The sequence below is a fragment of the Streptomyces sp. NPDC088915 genome, from assembly GCF_044749825.1.
Lineage (GTDB): Bacteria > Actinomycetota > Actinomycetes > Streptomycetales > Streptomycetaceae > Streptomyces.
The window spans coordinates 15,572-31,058 of record NZ_JBIVIR010000020.1; the positions used below are offsets into that span (position 1 = coordinate 15,572).

Annotated in this window: 15 protein-coding genes; 7 read left to right on the forward strand and 8 right to left on the reverse strand. The window is 73.3% G+C overall.

The window, feature by feature from the left end:
* Window positions 1–66: 66 nt before the first annotated feature.
* The 5 genes from ACIP5O_RS30730 to rfbA form a co-directional block, all read right to left on the reverse strand.
* Window positions 67–1,308 carry a beta-ketoacyl synthase N-terminal-like domain-containing protein gene (locus tag ACIP5O_RS30730; RefSeq protein WP_401299142.1) on the reverse strand — a complete coding sequence of 414 codons (1,242 nt, stop codon included), beginning with the start codon at window positions 1,306–1,308 and terminating at the stop codon, window positions 67–69.
* Window positions 1,305–2,573: a beta-ketoacyl-[acyl-carrier-protein] synthase family protein gene (locus ACIP5O_RS30735; RefSeq protein ID WP_401299145.1), complete on the reverse strand. Its 1,269-nt coding sequence runs from the start codon at window positions 2,571–2,573 to the stop codon at window positions 1,305–1,307. Before ACIP5O_RS30735 ends, ACIP5O_RS30730 begins: the two co-directional genes overlap by 4 nt.
* Window positions 2,555–2,716, reverse strand: coding sequence for a hypothetical protein (locus ACIP5O_RS30740; protein ID WP_401299148.1), 162 nt, complete (start codon window positions 2,714–2,716; stop codon window positions 2,555–2,557). Before ACIP5O_RS30740 ends, ACIP5O_RS30735 begins: the two co-directional genes overlap by 19 nt.
* 162 nt (window positions 2,717–2,878) lie before the next feature.
* Window positions 2,879–3,646, reverse strand: coding sequence for a response regulator transcription factor (locus ACIP5O_RS30745; RefSeq protein WP_401299151.1), 768 nt, complete (start codon window positions 3,644–3,646; stop codon window positions 2,879–2,881).
* Between the two features lie 191 nt (window positions 3,647–3,837).
* Window positions 3,838–4,749, reverse strand: a complete 912-nt coding sequence (gene rfbA, locus ACIP5O_RS30750) for a glucose-1-phosphate thymidylyltransferase RfbA (RefSeq protein WP_401299154.1) — start codon at window positions 4,747–4,749, stop codon at window positions 3,838–3,840.
* A gap of 255 nt (window positions 4,750–5,004) precedes the next feature.
* Here rfbA and ACIP5O_RS30755 point away from each other — a divergent pair, with 255 nt between their 5' ends.
* The 6 genes from ACIP5O_RS30755 (at window position 5,005) to ACIP5O_RS30780 (ending at window position 11,149) form a co-directional block, all read left to right on the forward strand.
* Entirely contained in the window at window positions 5,005–5,718 is a 714-nt protein-coding gene (locus ACIP5O_RS30755; RefSeq protein WP_401299156.1) for a class I SAM-dependent DNA methyltransferase, read from the forward strand.
* 40 nt (window positions 5,719–5,758) lie between these two features.
* Window positions 5,759–6,154, forward strand: a complete 396-nt coding sequence (locus ACIP5O_RS30760) for a PPOX class F420-dependent oxidoreductase (protein ID WP_401299159.1) — start codon at window positions 5,759–5,761, stop codon at window positions 6,152–6,154.
* Window positions 6,155–6,237: 83 nt separating this feature from the next.
* Entirely contained in the window at window positions 6,238–7,284 is a 1,047-nt protein-coding gene (locus ACIP5O_RS30765; protein ID WP_401299162.1) for an LLM class flavin-dependent oxidoreductase, read from the forward strand.
* Between the two features lie 111 nt (window positions 7,285–7,395).
* The gene (locus tag ACIP5O_RS30770) at window positions 7,396–8,427 is read left to right on the forward strand and encodes a hypothetical protein (RefSeq protein WP_401299165.1); all 1,032 of its coding nucleotides are present in this window, start codon (window positions 7,396–7,398) and stop codon (window positions 8,425–8,427) included.
* A 5-nt stretch (window positions 8,428–8,432) separates the two neighbouring features.
* The gene (locus tag ACIP5O_RS30775) at window positions 8,433–9,497 is read left to right on the forward strand and encodes a hypothetical protein (RefSeq protein ID WP_401299168.1); all 1,065 of its coding nucleotides are present in this window, start codon (window positions 8,433–8,435) and stop codon (window positions 9,495–9,497) included.
* Window positions 9,498–9,640: 143 nt separating this feature from the next.
* Window positions 9,641–11,149 (forward strand): DHA2 family efflux MFS transporter permease subunit, encoded by a 1,509-nt coding sequence (locus ACIP5O_RS30780; RefSeq protein ID WP_401299171.1) that lies wholly within the window; start codon window positions 9,641–9,643, stop codon window positions 11,147–11,149.
* Window positions 11,150–11,224: 75 nt separating this feature from the next.
* Here ACIP5O_RS30780 and ACIP5O_RS30785 read toward each other — a convergent pair whose 3' ends face one another.
* From ACIP5O_RS30785 to ACIP5O_RS30795, 3 genes are all read right to left on the reverse strand, one after another.
* Entirely contained in the window at window positions 11,225–11,899 is a 675-nt protein-coding gene (locus ACIP5O_RS30785) for a ScbR family autoregulator-binding transcription factor (RefSeq protein WP_401299174.1), read from the reverse strand.
* 260 nt (window positions 11,900–12,159) lie between these two features.
* On the reverse strand, window positions 12,160–12,990 hold the full coding sequence (locus tag ACIP5O_RS30790; RefSeq protein WP_401299177.1) for an NmrA/HSCARG family protein: 831 nt from the start codon (window positions 12,988–12,990) through the stop codon (window positions 12,160–12,162).
* Between the two features lie 131 nt (window positions 12,991–13,121).
* Entirely contained in the window at window positions 13,122–14,270 is a 1,149-nt protein-coding gene (locus ACIP5O_RS30795) for a nucleotide disphospho-sugar-binding domain-containing protein (RefSeq protein ID WP_401299180.1), read from the reverse strand.
* Between the two features lie 287 nt (window positions 14,271–14,557).
* Between ACIP5O_RS30795 and ACIP5O_RS30800 the strand changes: the two genes are divergently transcribed.
* The gene (locus ACIP5O_RS30800; RefSeq protein WP_401299182.1) at window positions 14,558–15,472 is read left to right on the forward strand and encodes an NADP-dependent oxidoreductase; all 915 of its coding nucleotides are present in this window, start codon (window positions 14,558–14,560) and stop codon (window positions 15,470–15,472) included.
* Window positions 15,473–15,487 lie beyond the last annotated feature (15 nt).

Sequence of the window (15,487 nt, forward strand, 5' to 3'; positions counted from 1 at the left end):
GTTCCCTTCTTCGTGAGGACCGTGGCCCGGCGGATTCCGGGGCACGGAGACGGCGGGGTCGCGAGGTCAGCCGGCGGACCGCAGGACGAGCGCGGAGTTGAAGCCGCCGTGGCCCCGGGCGACCACGAGGGCGGTGCGCACGCGTGCGGCCCTCGGCGATCCCACGACCAGGTCGAGCCGGTACTCGGGGGCGGGACCGGTGTTCGTGGTGGGCGGGACGAGCCCCTCGGCCATGCACAGCAGGGCCGCCACGACGTCGACGGACGCGCCGCCCGCGCCGAGCCGGCCGAAGGCGGTCTTGGGAGCGGTGACCGGCACGCCCAGGGGGCCGAAGACGTCCGCGAGGGCGTCGGCCTCCACCCGGTCGAGGTGCCGGCTGCCGGCGGCGTCGGCGAAGACCACGTCGACTTCGGCGGGGCGGCACCGGGCTTCGGCCAGGGCGAGTTCGACGGCCCTGCGGAGTCCCGGTGCGCGCCCCGCTCCGGGCCGCGGGTCCAGGGTGGCCGCGTGCCCGGCGATCCGCCCGTAGAGGCGCGCGCCCCGGGCTCGGGCCGTGCCCTCGTCCTCGACCACGAGGAACGCGCCGCCCTCGCCCGGCACGTGTCCGCACGCCGCGCGGTCGAAGGGCAGGTAGGCCCGTTCCGGCCGGTGTTCGGCGGACACGAGGCCCGTGGTGTGCCGGGCGGCCCGACCGAGGGGGGTGAGCGAGGCGTCCACTCCCCCGGCGAGCACGAGGGCGCTGCCGCGCCGGACCAGGAGCCCGGCCCGGGCGAGCGCGTCCAGGCCCCCGGCCTGGCCGGTGCTCAGCGCGCCGACGGGCCCGCGCAGATCGTGTCCGACGGAGATGCGGCCACTGTCGACGGCGTAGAACCAGGCGGCCGAGGTGTACGCGCTCACGTGGGCGGGTCCGTCGGTCCACAAGGCGCGCAGTTGCCGCTCTCCGAACCCGGTGCCGCCCGCGCCCACCGCCGTGACGACGGCGCGCCGGTCCGCCGGAACGGCGTCGATGTCCGCCCGCGAGTCGGCGAGCGCCTGTGCGGCGGTGGCGAGGGCGATGCGGGTCGTGCGGTCCGTGTACGACGCCACCCCGCCGGGCAGCGGCGCCGCCGCCTCGAGGTCGTGGATCGCGCCCTCGACCACCGTGGCCGGCTCCCCCGCCCGTCCGGCCCCTGATCCGGCGGGGGAGCCGGGCCCGGCGGAGGGAACGAGCGCGTTCTTGCCGATCCTCGTGGCGGCCCAGAACCCTTGCGCGTCCGTCCCGTTGGGCGCGATCACCCCGATGCCGGTGACCACCGCGCCGGCGCTCACTTCCCGCTCCGGTCGGGGCGGACGAGGACCATGGCGCTCTGCAGTCCGCCGAAGCCGCTGCCGACCGTGAGGACGGCGTCGGTGCGGTGCTCGCGGGCGTGGCGCGGCACGTAGTCGAGGTCGCACCGCGGGTCCGGGACAGTCAGGTTGGCGGTGGGCGGCACCACGTGGTGCCGCATGGCGAGCAGACAGGAGGCCAGTTCGATGGCTCCCGCCGACCCCATGGCGTGCCCGACCATGGACTTGATCGAGCTGATCGGGACGCGGTGGGCGTGCGCGCCGAGGGCCTGCTTGTACGCCAGGGTCTCGTGGCGGTCGTTGAGGGGGGTCCCGGAGCCGTGGGCGCTGACGTAGTCCAGGTCCTCGGGGTTGAGGCGGGCCGCGTCGAGGGCGGCGGTGACGGCCCGGGCGAGTTCCCGTCCGTCGGGGCGCAGTCCGGTCATGTGGAAACCGTCGGCGCGGGCCGCGTGACCGGCGATCTCGGCGTACGGGCGGGCGCCCCGACGGCGGGCCCGGCCGAGCTCCTCGACGACGAACAGGGCGGCTCCCTCACCGAGGACGAACCCGTCGCGGGAGGCGTCGAAGGGGCGCGAGGCGGTCCCGGGTTCGTCGTTGCGCGTCGAGGCGGCCCGCACGGCGTCGAAGGCGGCCACGGCGACGGGGGTGATGGGCGCGTCCGTGGCTCCGGCGACCACGACGTCGGCGCGGTCCTCGGCGATCAGGTCGGCGGCGTGGGCGACGGCGTCGAGGCCGGAGGTGCAGCCGTCGGTGACGACGGTCGCGGGGCCCTCCGCGCCGACCGCCCGGGCGACCTCGACGGCGAGCGAGGCGGGGACGAAGTCCGCGTGGAGCCCGGGGCCGGCGAGCGCCGGATCCAGGCCGTCCGTCCCTCCCCCGCGGCTCATGGTCCGGTAGGCGAGGTCGAGTCCGGCCGCGGCACCGGCGGCGGTGCCGACGACGACGCCCGTGCGGTACGGATCGGGGACGGCGCCGCCGAACCCGCCGTCGGCGAGCGCGGCCCGGGCGGCGACGAGGGCGAACTGCGCGGCCCGGCCGGCGTGTTCCCGCTCCCGGGCGCTCAGGCCGTGGGCGGCCGGGTCGAAGTCGATCTCGGCGGCGATCCGGGAGCGGAAGGGCGAGGGGTCGAAGAGCGTGATCCGGCGGGTGGCGGTGCGGCCCTCGGTGATCCGGCGCCAGAAGCCGGCCGCGTCCGGACCTCCTGGCGCGAGCACGCCCATGCCGGTGATCACCGCCCGGCGGACCATGCGCCCCGCCCCTCGACGTCACGGATGGCGGCGCCGGCCGGGGCGGAGGGCCCGGTCCCGTCGACGGTGCCCCCGTCCCGGCTCGCGCGGACGGCCGTTTCGCCGCGGTCGGCGGCGAACGCCTTGCGAAGCGCCTTGCGCACGGTAGAGCCTCCTCGTCCTCCGGCGGGCGGCGTCCCACGCGCCGGCCTCCCGCTCTCAAGGGTCGCCGCCCCTCGCGTCGCCGGGCAACGGCGGTGTTCTCAGGCGACGGTCAAGGTTGCACAAGCCCGCGTGCGCTATCTCGGGGAACTGTCGGCCGAACGTCAAGAACCTGTGGGGCCGAAGCGGAAACCGACGCCGCGGACGGTGACGATCCACTGGGCGCCGATCTTGTTCCTGAGGGTGCTGATGTGGGTGTCGACGGTCCTGCGGGACCAGGAGTCGCCCCAGACCTCGCGCATGAGGACCCTCCGCGGAATCACCGTGTCCGGATGCGAGGCGAGCACCTGGAGCAGGTCGAACTCCTTGCGGGTGGTGTCGACCCGCTTTCCGTCCAGGAAGACCTCGCGCGATCCCGTGTCGATGCGCAGGCGTCCGTGGGTGATGACAGCGGGAGTGACGAGCGAAGCGGGCTGGGCCCGCCGCATGACGGCCTCGATCCGGGCCAGCAGTTCATGAAAACCGTAGGGCTTCGCGAGATAATCGTCGGCGCCGGCCTGAAGTCCGAGCACCCGGTCCAACTCCGTCGCACGGGCCGTGACCGCGATGATCGGGATTCCGCTTTCCTCTCGTATTCCGCGACAGACCTCAAGACCGTCCAGGTCGGGAAGATCGAGATCGAGCAGAACGAGGTGCGCGTCCGAATACGCTTTCATCGCGTCGCCGCCCGTGGTGACGATCTCGACCTCGTGTCCGTGTCGGCGAAGCCCTCCGGCCAGCGCCTCCGCCTCTCCCACGCTGCCGTCCACCAGGAGAAGTCGCCATGCCGCGGGTCGCACCTGTCCGTCACGCATGGTCGTCGGACGCTCCGTCCGCCACGGTTCATCGACTAAGGAAAAAGAGGAGTCAAGTACCGCCGAACTCTGGTTCATCCTGCCACCCCCGTTGTGACTTGACCAACACGATCGAACTTACAAACCAGGCCGTCGGTTTGTCAAAGACTCTCCGGAGCGCCGATTTCCACAGAGAACCGGGAATTTCAGGCATCTACTGTCCGTGCATGATCGGTTTACAAGGCGTTTACTTGCGAAAGGGAGGCGCAAACAAACCGGATGCCCTTCTTCTACTTCGATGCAATGGGCATGGAATTACGGATTCCCGCCTTCCGGTACGTCTCGGCGACTTCCATCACGTAACGTCCGTACCCCGACGTGGAGAGGGACTGCCCGAGCCGGTGGCAATGGTCGGCGTCGATGAACCCCATCCGCAGCGCCACCTCCTCCACGCACGCCACGCGCACGCCCTGCCGGTGTTCGATCGTCCGGATGTACTGGGACGCCTCCAGGAGCGACTCGTGGGTGCCCGTGTCCAACCAGGCGAACCCCTTGCCCAGGTCGACGAGCCGGGCCTCGCCCCGGCGCAGGTACTCCCGGTTCACGTCGGTGACCTCCAACTCGCCCCGGGGCGAGGGCTTCAACCCCCGGGCGATGGACACGACCTCGTTGTCATAGAGGTAGAGGCCGGTGATGGCGCGGTTGGAGCGGGGACGCGCCGGCTTCTCCTCCAGCGAGATCAGGCGTCCCCGCTCGTCCGCCTCACCCACGCCGTACCGCCGGGGGTCGCTCACCGGGTACCCGAAGAGGAGACAGCCGTCGGTGTGCGGCAGCCGGCTGCGCAGCACCTCCGCGAACCGGGGGCCGTGGAAGACGTTGTCGCCGAGGACCAGGGCCACCGGATCGTCGCCGATGTGCTCGGCGCCGATGAGGAACGCCTCCGCCAGACCGCGCGGTTCGGGCTGCTCGGCGTACGAGAAGCGCAGTCCGAGCCGCGTCCCGTCTCCGAGCAGCCGGCGGAACTGCGGCAGGTCCTCGGGGGTGGAGATCACCAGGATGTCGCGGATCCCGGCGAGCATCAGAACGGAGAGCGGGTAGTAGATCATCGGCTTGTCGTATACGGGGAGCAGTTGCTTCGAGACCCCGAGGGTGATGGGACGAAGCCGTGTGCCGTTGCCGCCGGCCAGGATGATTCCCTTCACGCCGACCCCTCCTGTCCCGCGGTGCGGCGCGCTCCGCCGACCGCGCGGTCGCTGTCGTCGTTGTCTTCACTGTCCCGCGCATGGTCGGTGCCGCTGGTCGAGCCCTCCTCAAGGCCGGGTGCAAGGCCTCCGGCGCATGCCGTCGACCGGGCGTCAAGCGTCGTTCAAGTCCGCTTCCGGAGGATGACCGCGCCGTGGACGAGGGCGCAGGGACTCGGCCGCGCCCGCCCGACCAACGACCCGAGATGGGGCCCCATGTACGAGAACGACAGTGCCGCCGAGATGTACGACCTGCTGTACCAGGACCGCAAGGACTACCCGGCCGAGGCCCGTCAGGTCGCCGATCTCGTCCGCGCCCGCAAGCCCGACGCGTCCAGCCTGCTCGACGTCGCCTGCGGCACCGGCATCCACCTCGCGGCGTTCGCCGAGCTGTTCGAGCGGGTCGAGGGGGCGGACCTCTCCGCGCCGATGCTGGAGGTCGCCGCCCGCCGGCTGGGGCCGCGGGTGCCCCTGCACCGGGTCGACATGCGCGACTTCCGGCTGGACGCGTCCTTCGACGCCGCCGCCGTGATGTTCAGCTCCATCGCCTACCTGCGGACCTCCGAGGACCTGGAAGCCGCGGTGGCCACGCTGGCCGGCCACCTGAACCCCGGCGGCGTCCTCGTGGTCGAACCCTGGTGGTTCCCCGAGGCGTTCATCGAGGGGCACGTCTCCGGGCACGCCCTCACCACCGACAACAACCGCACCATCACACGCGTCTCCCACTCGACCCGGGCCGGTCGGGTCACCCGCATGGAGCTGCACTACGTCATCGCCGACTCCCGTGGTGTGCACCACCGTTCGGAGACCGACGACCTGACCCTCTTCACACGTGACGAATACGAGACGGCCTTTCGCAAGGCGGGGCTGAAGGTCGAATACGTTGACTCGGAGCCCGGGCGCCCGGGCTACTTCGTCGCGACCGCGTAGACCGCGCGTCGCGCACACCGCGCGAGAAGAGGGAGCACGCATGCCGTTCACCGAACTCGAACTGGCCTACCTGGATGAACAGAACCTCGGACGGCTCGCCACCGTCAGCCCGAAGGGACAGCCCCAGGTCCGTCCCGTCGCCTTCACCGTCAATCGTGAACTGGGCACGATCGACATCGGCGGACACAGCATGGGCAAGACCCAGAAGTTCCGCAACGCCCGCGCCAACCCGCTGGTCAGCCTGGTGGTCGACGACATCCCGTCCACCGATCCCTGGCAGGTGCGGTGCGTCGAGGTCCGGGGGATCGCCGAGGCGATCGAGGGTCCTCCCACCACCGGGTACAGCAAGGACCTCATCCGGATCCGTCCCACCAGGATCCTGACGCTGGGACTCGACGAGAAGCACCCGACCACCCAGGCCCGGGACATCACCTGACGGGTGTCCCGCCGGCCCCTCGCGGGCCGGCGGGGCCCCCCGCCTGTCCGCCCCACCGGGTCGGCAGTGGAAAGGAGACGCGCATGCTGCTGTCCGTACTCGACCAGTCGCCGATCCCCGAGGGTTCCAGCCCGGCCACGGCGCTGCGCAACACCCTCGAACTCGCCGCCCTCGCCGACCGGCTCGGCTACCACTCCTACTGGGTGGCCGAGCACCACGCCTCGCCGTTCCAGGCGGGTGCCGCACCGGAGATCATGGTCGGTCAGATCCTCGCCCGGACCACGGGCATCCACGTCGGCTCCGGCGGCGTGCTCCTGCCGTACTACAGCCCCTTCAAGGTGGCCGAGGTGTTCCGGGTCCTGCACGCCCTCTACCCGGGCCGGGTCGAGCTGGGCGTGGGCAAGGCCCACCTGTCGAAGGACCCGGTGGTCCGGGCCCTGCGCCGGGACGCGGCCGACCCCGCCGGCGACGACTTCCCCGCCAAGGTGGCCGAGCTGCGGTCCTTCCTGGTCGAGGACGACTTCCCCGATGGCCACCCCTACGCCGGGCTGCGCCCCTCGCCCCGGGCGCCCGGCCACCCCGGGCTCTGGGTCCTGGGATCGAGCGTGAGCAGCGCCGAGGCGACCGCCCGCGCGGGCCTCTCGTACGCCTACGCGCACTTCCTCGGCCCCGACCACACGGTGGAGGCGATCAGGCGCTACCGCGAGTGCTTCGTCCCGCACCACGTCGGCGGACGTCCGATCGGCGGCCCCCGGGTCGTCCTCGGCGTCGGCGTCTACTGCGCGGACGCCGAGGAGGAGGCGAACGCCCTGCTCGCCGGCCACCGGCTGTTCCGGCGGCGCATGGAACGCGGGATCCACCTCCCGGTGCCCTCCACACGACAGGCGGTCGAGGAACTCGGCCCCGAGGTCGCGCTCGCCGGCGACCCGGGCCCCGGCCACCCCGGCCATGACCCGTACGTCCGCAACGCCGTCGGCACCCCGGAGCAGGTCAGGGACCACATCACGGCGCTGACCGAGGCCGCAGGCGTCGACGAGGTGATCCTCATCAACTCCATCCACGACCACAAGGCGCGCCTGCGCTGCTACGAGCTGGTCGCGGAGGCCTTCGGCCTGACGCCGCGCGCCTGAGCCGCCGGCGCGCGCGGCCGCCACGGCCCGCACCACCACCGCCCACCGCCGTTCCCCGGGCCGCGACACCCGTCGCGGCCCGGCTCCGGACCATTCCTGGAAGGGATCGATGTGACAACCCGACTCGCCCTGCGCGCGGCCACCCTGGCCGCCGCCGCGGCGCTGGCCCTGACCGCCGGCACCACGACCTCCTCGGCAGTTCCCCGGACGGACGGCCTGGCGCTGCTGCCGGGCGGCACCTCCGGTTTCGCGTTCGACGTCAACAACAAGGGCTCGGTGGTCGGTCACGCGAACGACGCCACCGGCGTGAACCGGGCCGTGCTGTGGGACGCGCGCGGCACCGTCACCGACCTCGGTACCCTGCCCGGCGACACCTCGGCGACGGCGTACACCATCAACGACCGGGGCACCGTCGTAGTGGGCCGCTCCCTCATACCCGGCGGCGCCCAGCGCCCGGTCCGATGGACCCCGGACGGCACCCCCACCGAGCTTCCCACCCCGGCCGGTACGACGGTCTCCCGTGCGTACTCGGTCAACGACAGCGGCGTCGCGGTCGGCTTCTCCACCGGCGCCGACGGCCTCTACAAGGCGCTGCGCTGGAGTCCGGGCTGCGCGCTGTCCCAGCTGCCCGCCCTCCCCGGCGACCCGGCGGCGGGCGCGGGCTGGATCAACAACCGTGGCACCGTGGCCGGTTACTCGAAGAACGCGGCGGGCGCGATGAGCGCGGTGCTGTGGAACGCCGACGGCGCCGTACGGAAGCTGGCCGGGCTGTCCGGCCACGACTCGTACCAGGCGAGCGCGGTCAGCGACACCGGGACAGCCGTGGGCAACTCGTACACGGGCACGACCTCGCACGCGGTCCGCTGGAGTCCGGCCGGGGCGCCCGTGGAGCTCGCGCCGCTGCCGGGTGACACCGGGGCCGCCGCCTACGGCGTCAATGACGCGGGCGTCGTCATCGGCTTCTCCGCCGACGCGGCGGGCGGGCACCGGGCCGTGAAGTGGGACGCGAACGGCACTCCGTCCGCCCTTCCGGGGCTCACCGCCGGCAGCGCCGAGGCGTTCGGCGTGAACGACTGGGGAACGGTCGTCGGCTTCTCCACCGGGACCGGGGGCGCCACCCTCCCGACGCAGTGGAAGGGCTGATCACGATGACGGCACTCGCCCCGATCCCCGCTCTCCGGCGACCGGCGGCCCTCCTGCGGGGCCTGGGCGCCCTGGCCGCGGCCGCCGCGCTGGCCGTGACCACCGCGCTGCCCGCCCACGCGGCGACCCCCGCGCCCCGGCCCCTCGCCCCGCTGCCGGGCGGCGGCTTCAGCGGAGCCTACGGCCTCGACGACCGAGGCGTGGTCGTCGGCTACTCCGGGACGGCGGGGGGCGAGCGGCACGCGGCCCGGTGGAGCCCGTCCGGCCGGGTCACCGACCTCGGCACGCTTCCCGGGGACACCCAGAGCGAGGCGTACACGGTCCGCGAGGACGGTACGGTCATCGGCATGTCCTCCCGGCCCGGCGAGCGCGACCGGGCCGTCCGGTGGACGCCGTCCGGCCGGGCGGTGGAACTGCCCGGGCTGCCGGGCGCCACCGTGACCCGCGGCTACGTGGTCAACGACGACGGTGTCGTGGTCGGCATCTCCAGCACCCCCGACGGCGTGCACCGCCCGGTCAAGTGGAGTCCCTCGGGACGGGTCACCGAGCTCGCGACCCGCCCGGGCGACACCGCCGGCGGCGTGGGCGCCGTCAACGACGCCGGGGTGGCGGTCGGTTACTCGGGCGTTCCCGGCGGCGTCCTCACCTCGATGCGCTGGGCTTCCGACGGTTCTTACACCACGCTCCGCCCGCTGCCGGGCGACGACTCCAGCCACGCGAGCTGGATCAACAACGCGGGGGTCGGCGTCGGCCATTCGTACGTGGCCGGGAGCGGGCTCATCCGGCCGCTGCGCTGGGAGGCGGACGGCACCCCGCGCGCCCTGGACCTGCCGGCCGGGGACACCGGGGGTTCGTCCTGGGGCGTCAACGACCTGGGTTACAGCACCGGTTACACCTACGCGCCGGGCGGGGCCGCGCACGCCGTGGTCTGGGCGCCGGACGGCTCGGTGCGCAAGCTCGGCACGATCGCGCCCGGCGACAGCGAGGGCTACCAGATCAACCTGTTCGGCGTGGTGGCGGGATACACGACCTCCGACGGCGCCTCCCGCGCCACTTCCTGGAAATCCTGACTCCGCACCCCGCGGCCGGGGGCGTCCGCGCCGTCCCGTGCGACGAGGGCCCGCTCCGATGTCCGGGGCGGGCCCTCGCCGCTCACCGGGGGCCACCCGGCGCGCCCCCTCCCTTCCCTTCCCTTCCTCCCCGTTGGAGCGCGATGTCCGTGAAGCACGGCTCCCCCACGTCCCCGCCACCCCTGGACCGCGGGCTGCTCGTCCTCGCCGGCGTCCAGATGGTCGGCTCGTTCGCCGCCCTCCTCGACGCGACCGTCGTCAACGTCGCCCTCGACGCCGTGGCCCGCGAGTTCGAGGTCGACGAGGGCGCGGTCGCCCGGGTCAGCACCGCGTACCTGCTCACCATGGCCCTGGTCACGCCGGTGGTCGGCTGGGCCGTCGACCGCTTCGGCGTCCGCCGCATGTGGTTCTTCGCTCTGGGGACGTTCCTGCTCGGCTCGGTGCTGTGCGGGATCGCGCCCTCGGCGGGGGCCCTGGTCGCCTCACGGGTGGTGCAGGGCCTGGGCGGTGGACTGGTGCTGCCCCTGAACCTGATCATCCTCGGGCGTGCGGCCGGACCCGAGCGCTTCGGACGCGTCATGAGCCTGGTCGGCGTTCCGGGCCAACTCGCCCCGATCCTCGGCCCCGTGGCCGGCGGCCTGGTCGTCACGCAGTTCGGCTGGCGCTGGGTCTTCCTCGTCAACGTCCCGCTGTGCCTGCTGGCCCTCGCCCTCTCCTCGCGCACGCTCCCCCGGGCCTCCGAGTGCGTCGACGCCCCCCTCGACCGGCGCGGTCTGCTGCTGCTGCCGCCGGGCCTGGTCCTGCTCGTGTACGGCTTCTCGCGGGTGGGCGAGCCGGGAACGGGGGCCGGCACGGTCACAGCGCTCTGCCTGGCGGCCGGCGCAGCGCTCGTGGCCGGGTTCGTCGTCCACGCCCAACACGCCGAGGCCCCCCTCGTCGACCTGCGGTTGTTCTCGGTGCGGACCTTCCGGGCCTCGGCGGTGATGACGTTCCTCCACGGAGTCGCCGTGTACGGCCCGCTGCTGCTCCTGCCCCTGTACTTCGCCCGGGTGCTCGGGATGGACGCCGACACCGTGGGCCGCTACCTCGCCCCGCAGGGCGTCGGCGCGCTCGTCGGCATCACGGTGGCGGGTTCGCTCGCCGATCGGTACGGAGCACGGCCGCTGGTCTTCGCGAGCACCGGCCTCACCCTGCTCGGCACGCTCCCCTTCACCCGGCTCGGTTCCGGTCCCGACCCGTTGCTCCTCGGCGGTTCCCTGGTGGTGCGCGGATTCGGGGTGGGCCTGCTCGGCGTGGCGATCGCCACCGCCGCGTACCGCGACGTTCCGCCGGACCGCATCGCGCGGGCGACCGGCACGATCAGCGTGGTGCAGCGCGTCGGCGCCTCCTTCGGTACGGCGGTCATGGCGCTGCTCCTGGCGATTCGGCTGCCCGGCGATCCGGACGCGCCGTCCGGCGGAGCGGCGGCCGCCGGGGCCGCGGCCGCGTACGGACACGCCTTCTGGTGGGCGACCGCGTTGACCCTGGTCGCGCTCGTGCCGGCGGCGATGCTGCCGAAGGGGACGCCCGCGGGCAGGAGGGGGAAGGAGGTGGGCGCGGAAACGGAGACGGGCGCGGCCGGCGGGACGGCCGCGCAGGACCGGAACGACTGAACGGCCGGCCCGGGTGGGCGGCCGGTTCCGGAGGCCCGGCCGGGCCTCCGGAACCGGACCTGCGCCGCCGCCGGCTCAGGCCTCGGGGCCCTCGCAGACGGCGAGGGTCCCGCCGCCGTCCGGGCAGAGGCAGAGCGCGAGCGGTTCGAGCGCGCGGAGCGGGACGCCCGAGGGATCCAGTCCGCGCAATGCCGGCGCGGCGACGAGGCAGGGCAGCGTGGTCTCCCAGAAGTCCGCCAGGGCCCGGTCGGAGATCCAGTCGGGATCGCCCTTGCCCAGCACCTCGAAACCGGTCATCGCGACCACGACCAGGGAGGTGGCGCGGCGCAGGCCGAGTCCCGGCAGCAGGGTCCCCTCACCGGCGGCTTCGGTGAGCAGCGCGCGCACCCGCCCGAGCCAGTCCCCGCGCACGTCCACCACGGCGGTGTAGCCGGGTTCGTCGCAGAGCTGGAAGGCGGCCCGTACGACGATGTCGGTCGCGAGGGCGCGGGCGAGCATGTGGGAGGTGTCGATCAGGGCCTGGACCGCGCTGCTCCGGGCCGCGTCGATCCGCCGCGAGAGGGAGCGCAGGGTGCCCGCGGCGGCCCGTTCGACGGCCTCGCCCACGGCGGCCTTGTTCTCGAAGTGGAAGTGCAGGGCGCCGGGGCTGACGCCCGCGCCGGAACTGATCATGCTCAGCGTCGCCTCGGCGTACCCGCTGCGGTCGAAGGCCGCGGCCGCGGACCGGATCAGCGCGTGGCGGGTGCGCACGGCCCGTGCCTGTCTGCCGGACGCGCGATCCCCTGCCCGGTCCTCCGGGCCGGTCGCGCAGTCTCGCCTTACTGCCATGTTCCCTCGATTCGCCGTCGTCCCCGCCGGTCGGAGCGGCGCGGGTCTGCTCGCGCCGCGCGCCCGTGCGTGCCCCCGGGAGTCCCGCCGGCCGGGCCGGAGCTCCCGGCGCGGGTGGTGGGACGGCCCCCGGGGCCCCGGCGGAAGTCGCCGGGGCCCCGGAGCACGGTCGGGCGGTGGTGTCAGGCCGCGGCGAGCCGCCGGGTGAGGAACTCCTCGAAGGTGAGCAGGCCCGGGTGCAGCCTGCGCAGTGCCGGGATGTCCGCCTGGTAGCCCTCCTCGGCGAACCACTCGAACATGCGCTCCTCGATGGGGGTGGGCTCGAAGCGCGTGGGAACGCCGGAGATCCGCTCGTAGATCTCGGCGACCTGGGGGAACGTGATCTCGTCGCCCGCGAGTTCGATCTCCTTGCCGATGTACTCGGCCGGGTTGTCGAAGGCGGTGGCGGCGAAGAAGCCGATGTCGTCCGAGGCGATGAACTGCATCGGCTTCTCGGGCTTCACGGGAAGCTGCATCAGGCGCTCGGGCCGGGCGTCCGCGAAGTGGAGGAGGTTGTTCATGAAGAAGACGGGCCGCAGCACGGTCGCCGGCAGGCCGATCTTCTTGATGTGCTCCTCGATCTCCCACTTGCTCTCGAAGTGGTCGATGCCGGTCTGCCGCTCGGCGCCGCCCACGGAGCTGTAGACGAAGTGGGCGACTCCGGCCTCCTTCGCGACGTCCGCGATCGCCTTGCCGTGGCGGACCTCGGCGGCGAGCGTCTCCGGCTCGTAGGCCAGCGCCTGCACGCTGAACACGCCGTACACGCCGTCGACGGCCGCGCGGAGCGAGTCGACGTCCTCCAAGTCGCCCTTGACGAGTTCGGCGCCCAGCTCCTTGAGGGCCGAGGCCTCGCTCTTGCCGGGGTCGCGCACGAGCGCGCGCACCTTCCAGCCGCGGGAAAGCAGCTCGCGGGCGGTGGCGCCGCCCTGGTTGCCGGTGCCGCCGAGGACTAAGACGATCCTGTCGTTGCTCAACGCATTCTCCTTCAGGGTTGTTCACGGGCGGGCGCGACCGGCGCCACGCCCGAGTCTCGAACCTCAAGCAGAGTTGAGGTCAAGAGGATGTGACGGTAATCACGTGCGGCGGGACGGCGGAGCGCGCGGGGCTACTTCACCAGGGCTGTGAGCCGCGCGACGATCTCGTCCGGACCGGGCTCCGCCGCGAGGGCCGCGCGGACCTCGTGGGTGCCGGACCTGAGGCCGGGATCGTGCAGCAGGGAGCGGACCAGGGCCGCGTCCACCCGCTCGGCGTCCCGGTTCAGACCGATCCGGTTCTCCTCGATCATCGCGGCGTTGATCCAGTTGTCGGCGCCGTGCGGGATCGCCAGCTGGGGGACGCCCGCGTGGGCGGAGGCGAGCGTGGTGCCCGCGCCGCCGTGGTGGATGATCGCGTCGCAGGTGGTCAGCAGGGTGGACAGGGGGGTCCAGCCGACCACCCGGACGTTCTCGGGCAGCGTGCCGAGCACGTCGAGGTCCGGCTCGTCCCCCAGCGCGAGGACGAACTCCGCGTCCACGTCCGCGGCCGCGGTCAGCACGGTCTCCAGGCTCCCCACTCCGGCCACGTACGGCACCGTGGTCCCGAGCGTCACGCAGACGCGGGGGCGTTCCTTCGGCTCGGCCATCCAGTCGGGCAGTGTCCCGCCTCCGTGGAAGGGGACCGAGCGCATGGTCCAGCCCTCGCCCTCACCGTGCATCATGCGGTCGGGCGCGAAGTGGAGCGAGGTCACCTCCGGCAGTTCGTGGGGGACGCCGACCCGTTCGTACAGCGGCTGCAGGTAGGGCAGGAAGCGCTGCGGCATGCTGCCCTCGCGCAGGAAGCTGAAGCCGTGCTCCACCGCCGGCACCCCGAGGGCCCTGGCGGTGACCAGTGCCGCTCCGTTGAGCCGCGAGTACACGACGAGGTCCGGCTCCCAGGCGCGGGCGAAGGCGAGCGTCCCGTCCAGCATCAGACCGCTGACGCCGGAGAACTTCTCCAGGATGACGTCCGGGGTCCGCAGGGTCCTGGCGATGGCGAGGCCGCGCTCCCGCATGGCCCGCGCGCGCTCCTCCGGAGACCCGACCCGCGGGAAGAACTGGGCGAAGTCCGCGCCCGGGGAGACCTCGCGCACCGCGAAGCCCGCGTGGGCGGCGGCCTCGGTCGAGACGCCCGAGGTCGCCACGGCCACGTCGTGCCCCGCCGTACGGAACGCCCAGGCCAGGCCCGACGAGGGATACAGATGATCGTATCCGGGGGATATGGCAAAGAGCACACGCATCGTGACGACCCTTCTCTCAGGATTCTCCGAACCGTCCGGCACACCGCGCGACGGGCGCGCCGTCCGGCGGGCCGATCCTCGGCGTCCGCCCTCGACACCGGCTCGAACGGTGCCGGATGCGGCACGCGTACGATCTCCGCCGCGTCTGCGACGGGATCAGGCCGACTCCGCCCGTTCCGGACGCACGGGCCGACTCCAGCCGTCCTCGAGCTGCTTCAATGACGCTCCTCCCCGACCCGCTCCGAGTCCCTTCGGACTCCCCTCCTCCCGATTGCACGGTGATGGTGATGAAGGCAGCCGCCCTCTCCTCCTACGGCTCCCCCGACGTCCTGCGGCTCACGGAGGTCCCGGAGCCCCAGGCGGGTCCGGGGACGGTCCGGATCCGCGTCCGCGCCGCCGGAGTCCAGCACTTCGACAGCCGCATCCGCCAGGGCTGGGCGCCTCCGTTCCTGAACCTGGACTTCCCCGTCGTGCCCGGCAACGAGTTCGCGGGGGTCGTCGACCAGGTGGGAGACGGCGTCACCGCGTTCGCGCCCGGCGACGAGGTGCTCGGCTACGGCACGCTGGGCTCCTACGCCCAGTACGTCGTCGCGCCCGCGGACCAGATCGCGCACAAGCCCGCTTCCATGCCCTGGGAGATCGCCGGCGGCTTTTCCGGCAACGGACAGGGCGCGCACATGTGTCTGGAGGCCATGGGCGTGAGGTCCGGTGACACCGTGCTGATCCACGGCGCGGCGGGCGCGCTCGGCACCTTCTCCGTCCAACTGGCCCGCGCCTGGGGCGCCACCACGGTCATCGGCACCGCCGGCGAGGCCAACCACGACTACCTGCGCTCGCTCGGGGCCGTGCCCGTCACGTACGGCGAGGGCCTGGTCGAACGCGTGCGCGCGGTGGCGCCCGACGGGGTCGACGCGGTGATGGACACCGTCGGCGGCGAGGCGCTGCGTGCCTCCGTCGAGGTGGTCAAGGACCGCGGTCGCGTCCGCACGATGGTCGACGACGAGACCGCGAAGGAGCTGGACCTACCGCTGCTCGGCGCGGCCCGCTCGGTCGAGCGCCTGATCGACCTGCTGGCGCTCTACGAGCGCGGCCTGCTGAACCTGCACGTCCGCGAGGCGTTCCCGCTCGACCGGGCGGCCGACGCGCACCGCGCCCTCGACACCGGCCACGGCCGCGGCAAGCTGGTGCTGGTCGTCGACTGACGTCCGGCGTGCGCG

Excerpts from the sequence above, each read along its gene's own strand:
- ACIP5O_RS30735 (WP_401299145.1), bottom strand. The coding sequence starts at position 2,573 with ATGGTCCGCCGGGCGGTGATCACCGGCATGGGCGTGCTCGCGCCAGGA.
- ACIP5O_RS30745 (WP_401299151.1), bottom strand. The coding sequence starts at position 3,646 with ATGAACCAGAGTTCGGCGGTACTTGACTCCTCTTTTTCCTTAGTCGAT.
- ACIP5O_RS30755 (WP_401299156.1), top strand. The coding sequence starts at position 5,005 with ATGTACGAGAACGACAGTGCCGCCGAGATGTACGACCTGCTGTACCAG.
- ACIP5O_RS30760 (WP_401299159.1), top strand. The coding sequence starts at position 5,759 with ATGCCGTTCACCGAACTCGAACTGGCCTACCTGGATGAACAGAACCTC.
- ACIP5O_RS30765 (WP_401299162.1), top strand. The coding sequence starts at position 6,238 with ATGCTGCTGTCCGTACTCGACCAGTCGCCGATCCCCGAGGGTTCCAGC.
- ACIP5O_RS30775 (WP_401299168.1), top strand. The coding sequence starts at position 8,433 with ATGACGGCACTCGCCCCGATCCCCGCTCTCCGGCGACCGGCGGCCCTC.
- ACIP5O_RS30780 (WP_401299171.1), top strand. The coding sequence starts at position 9,641 with ATGTCCGTGAAGCACGGCTCCCCCACGTCCCCGCCACCCCTGGACCGC.
- ACIP5O_RS30795 (WP_401299180.1), bottom strand. The coding sequence starts at position 14,270 with ATGCGTGTGCTCTTTGCCATATCCCCCGGATACGATCATCTGTATCCC.
- ACIP5O_RS30800 (WP_401299182.1), top strand. The coding sequence starts at position 14,558 with ATGAAGGCAGCCGCCCTCTCCTCCTACGGCTCCCCCGACGTCCTGCGG.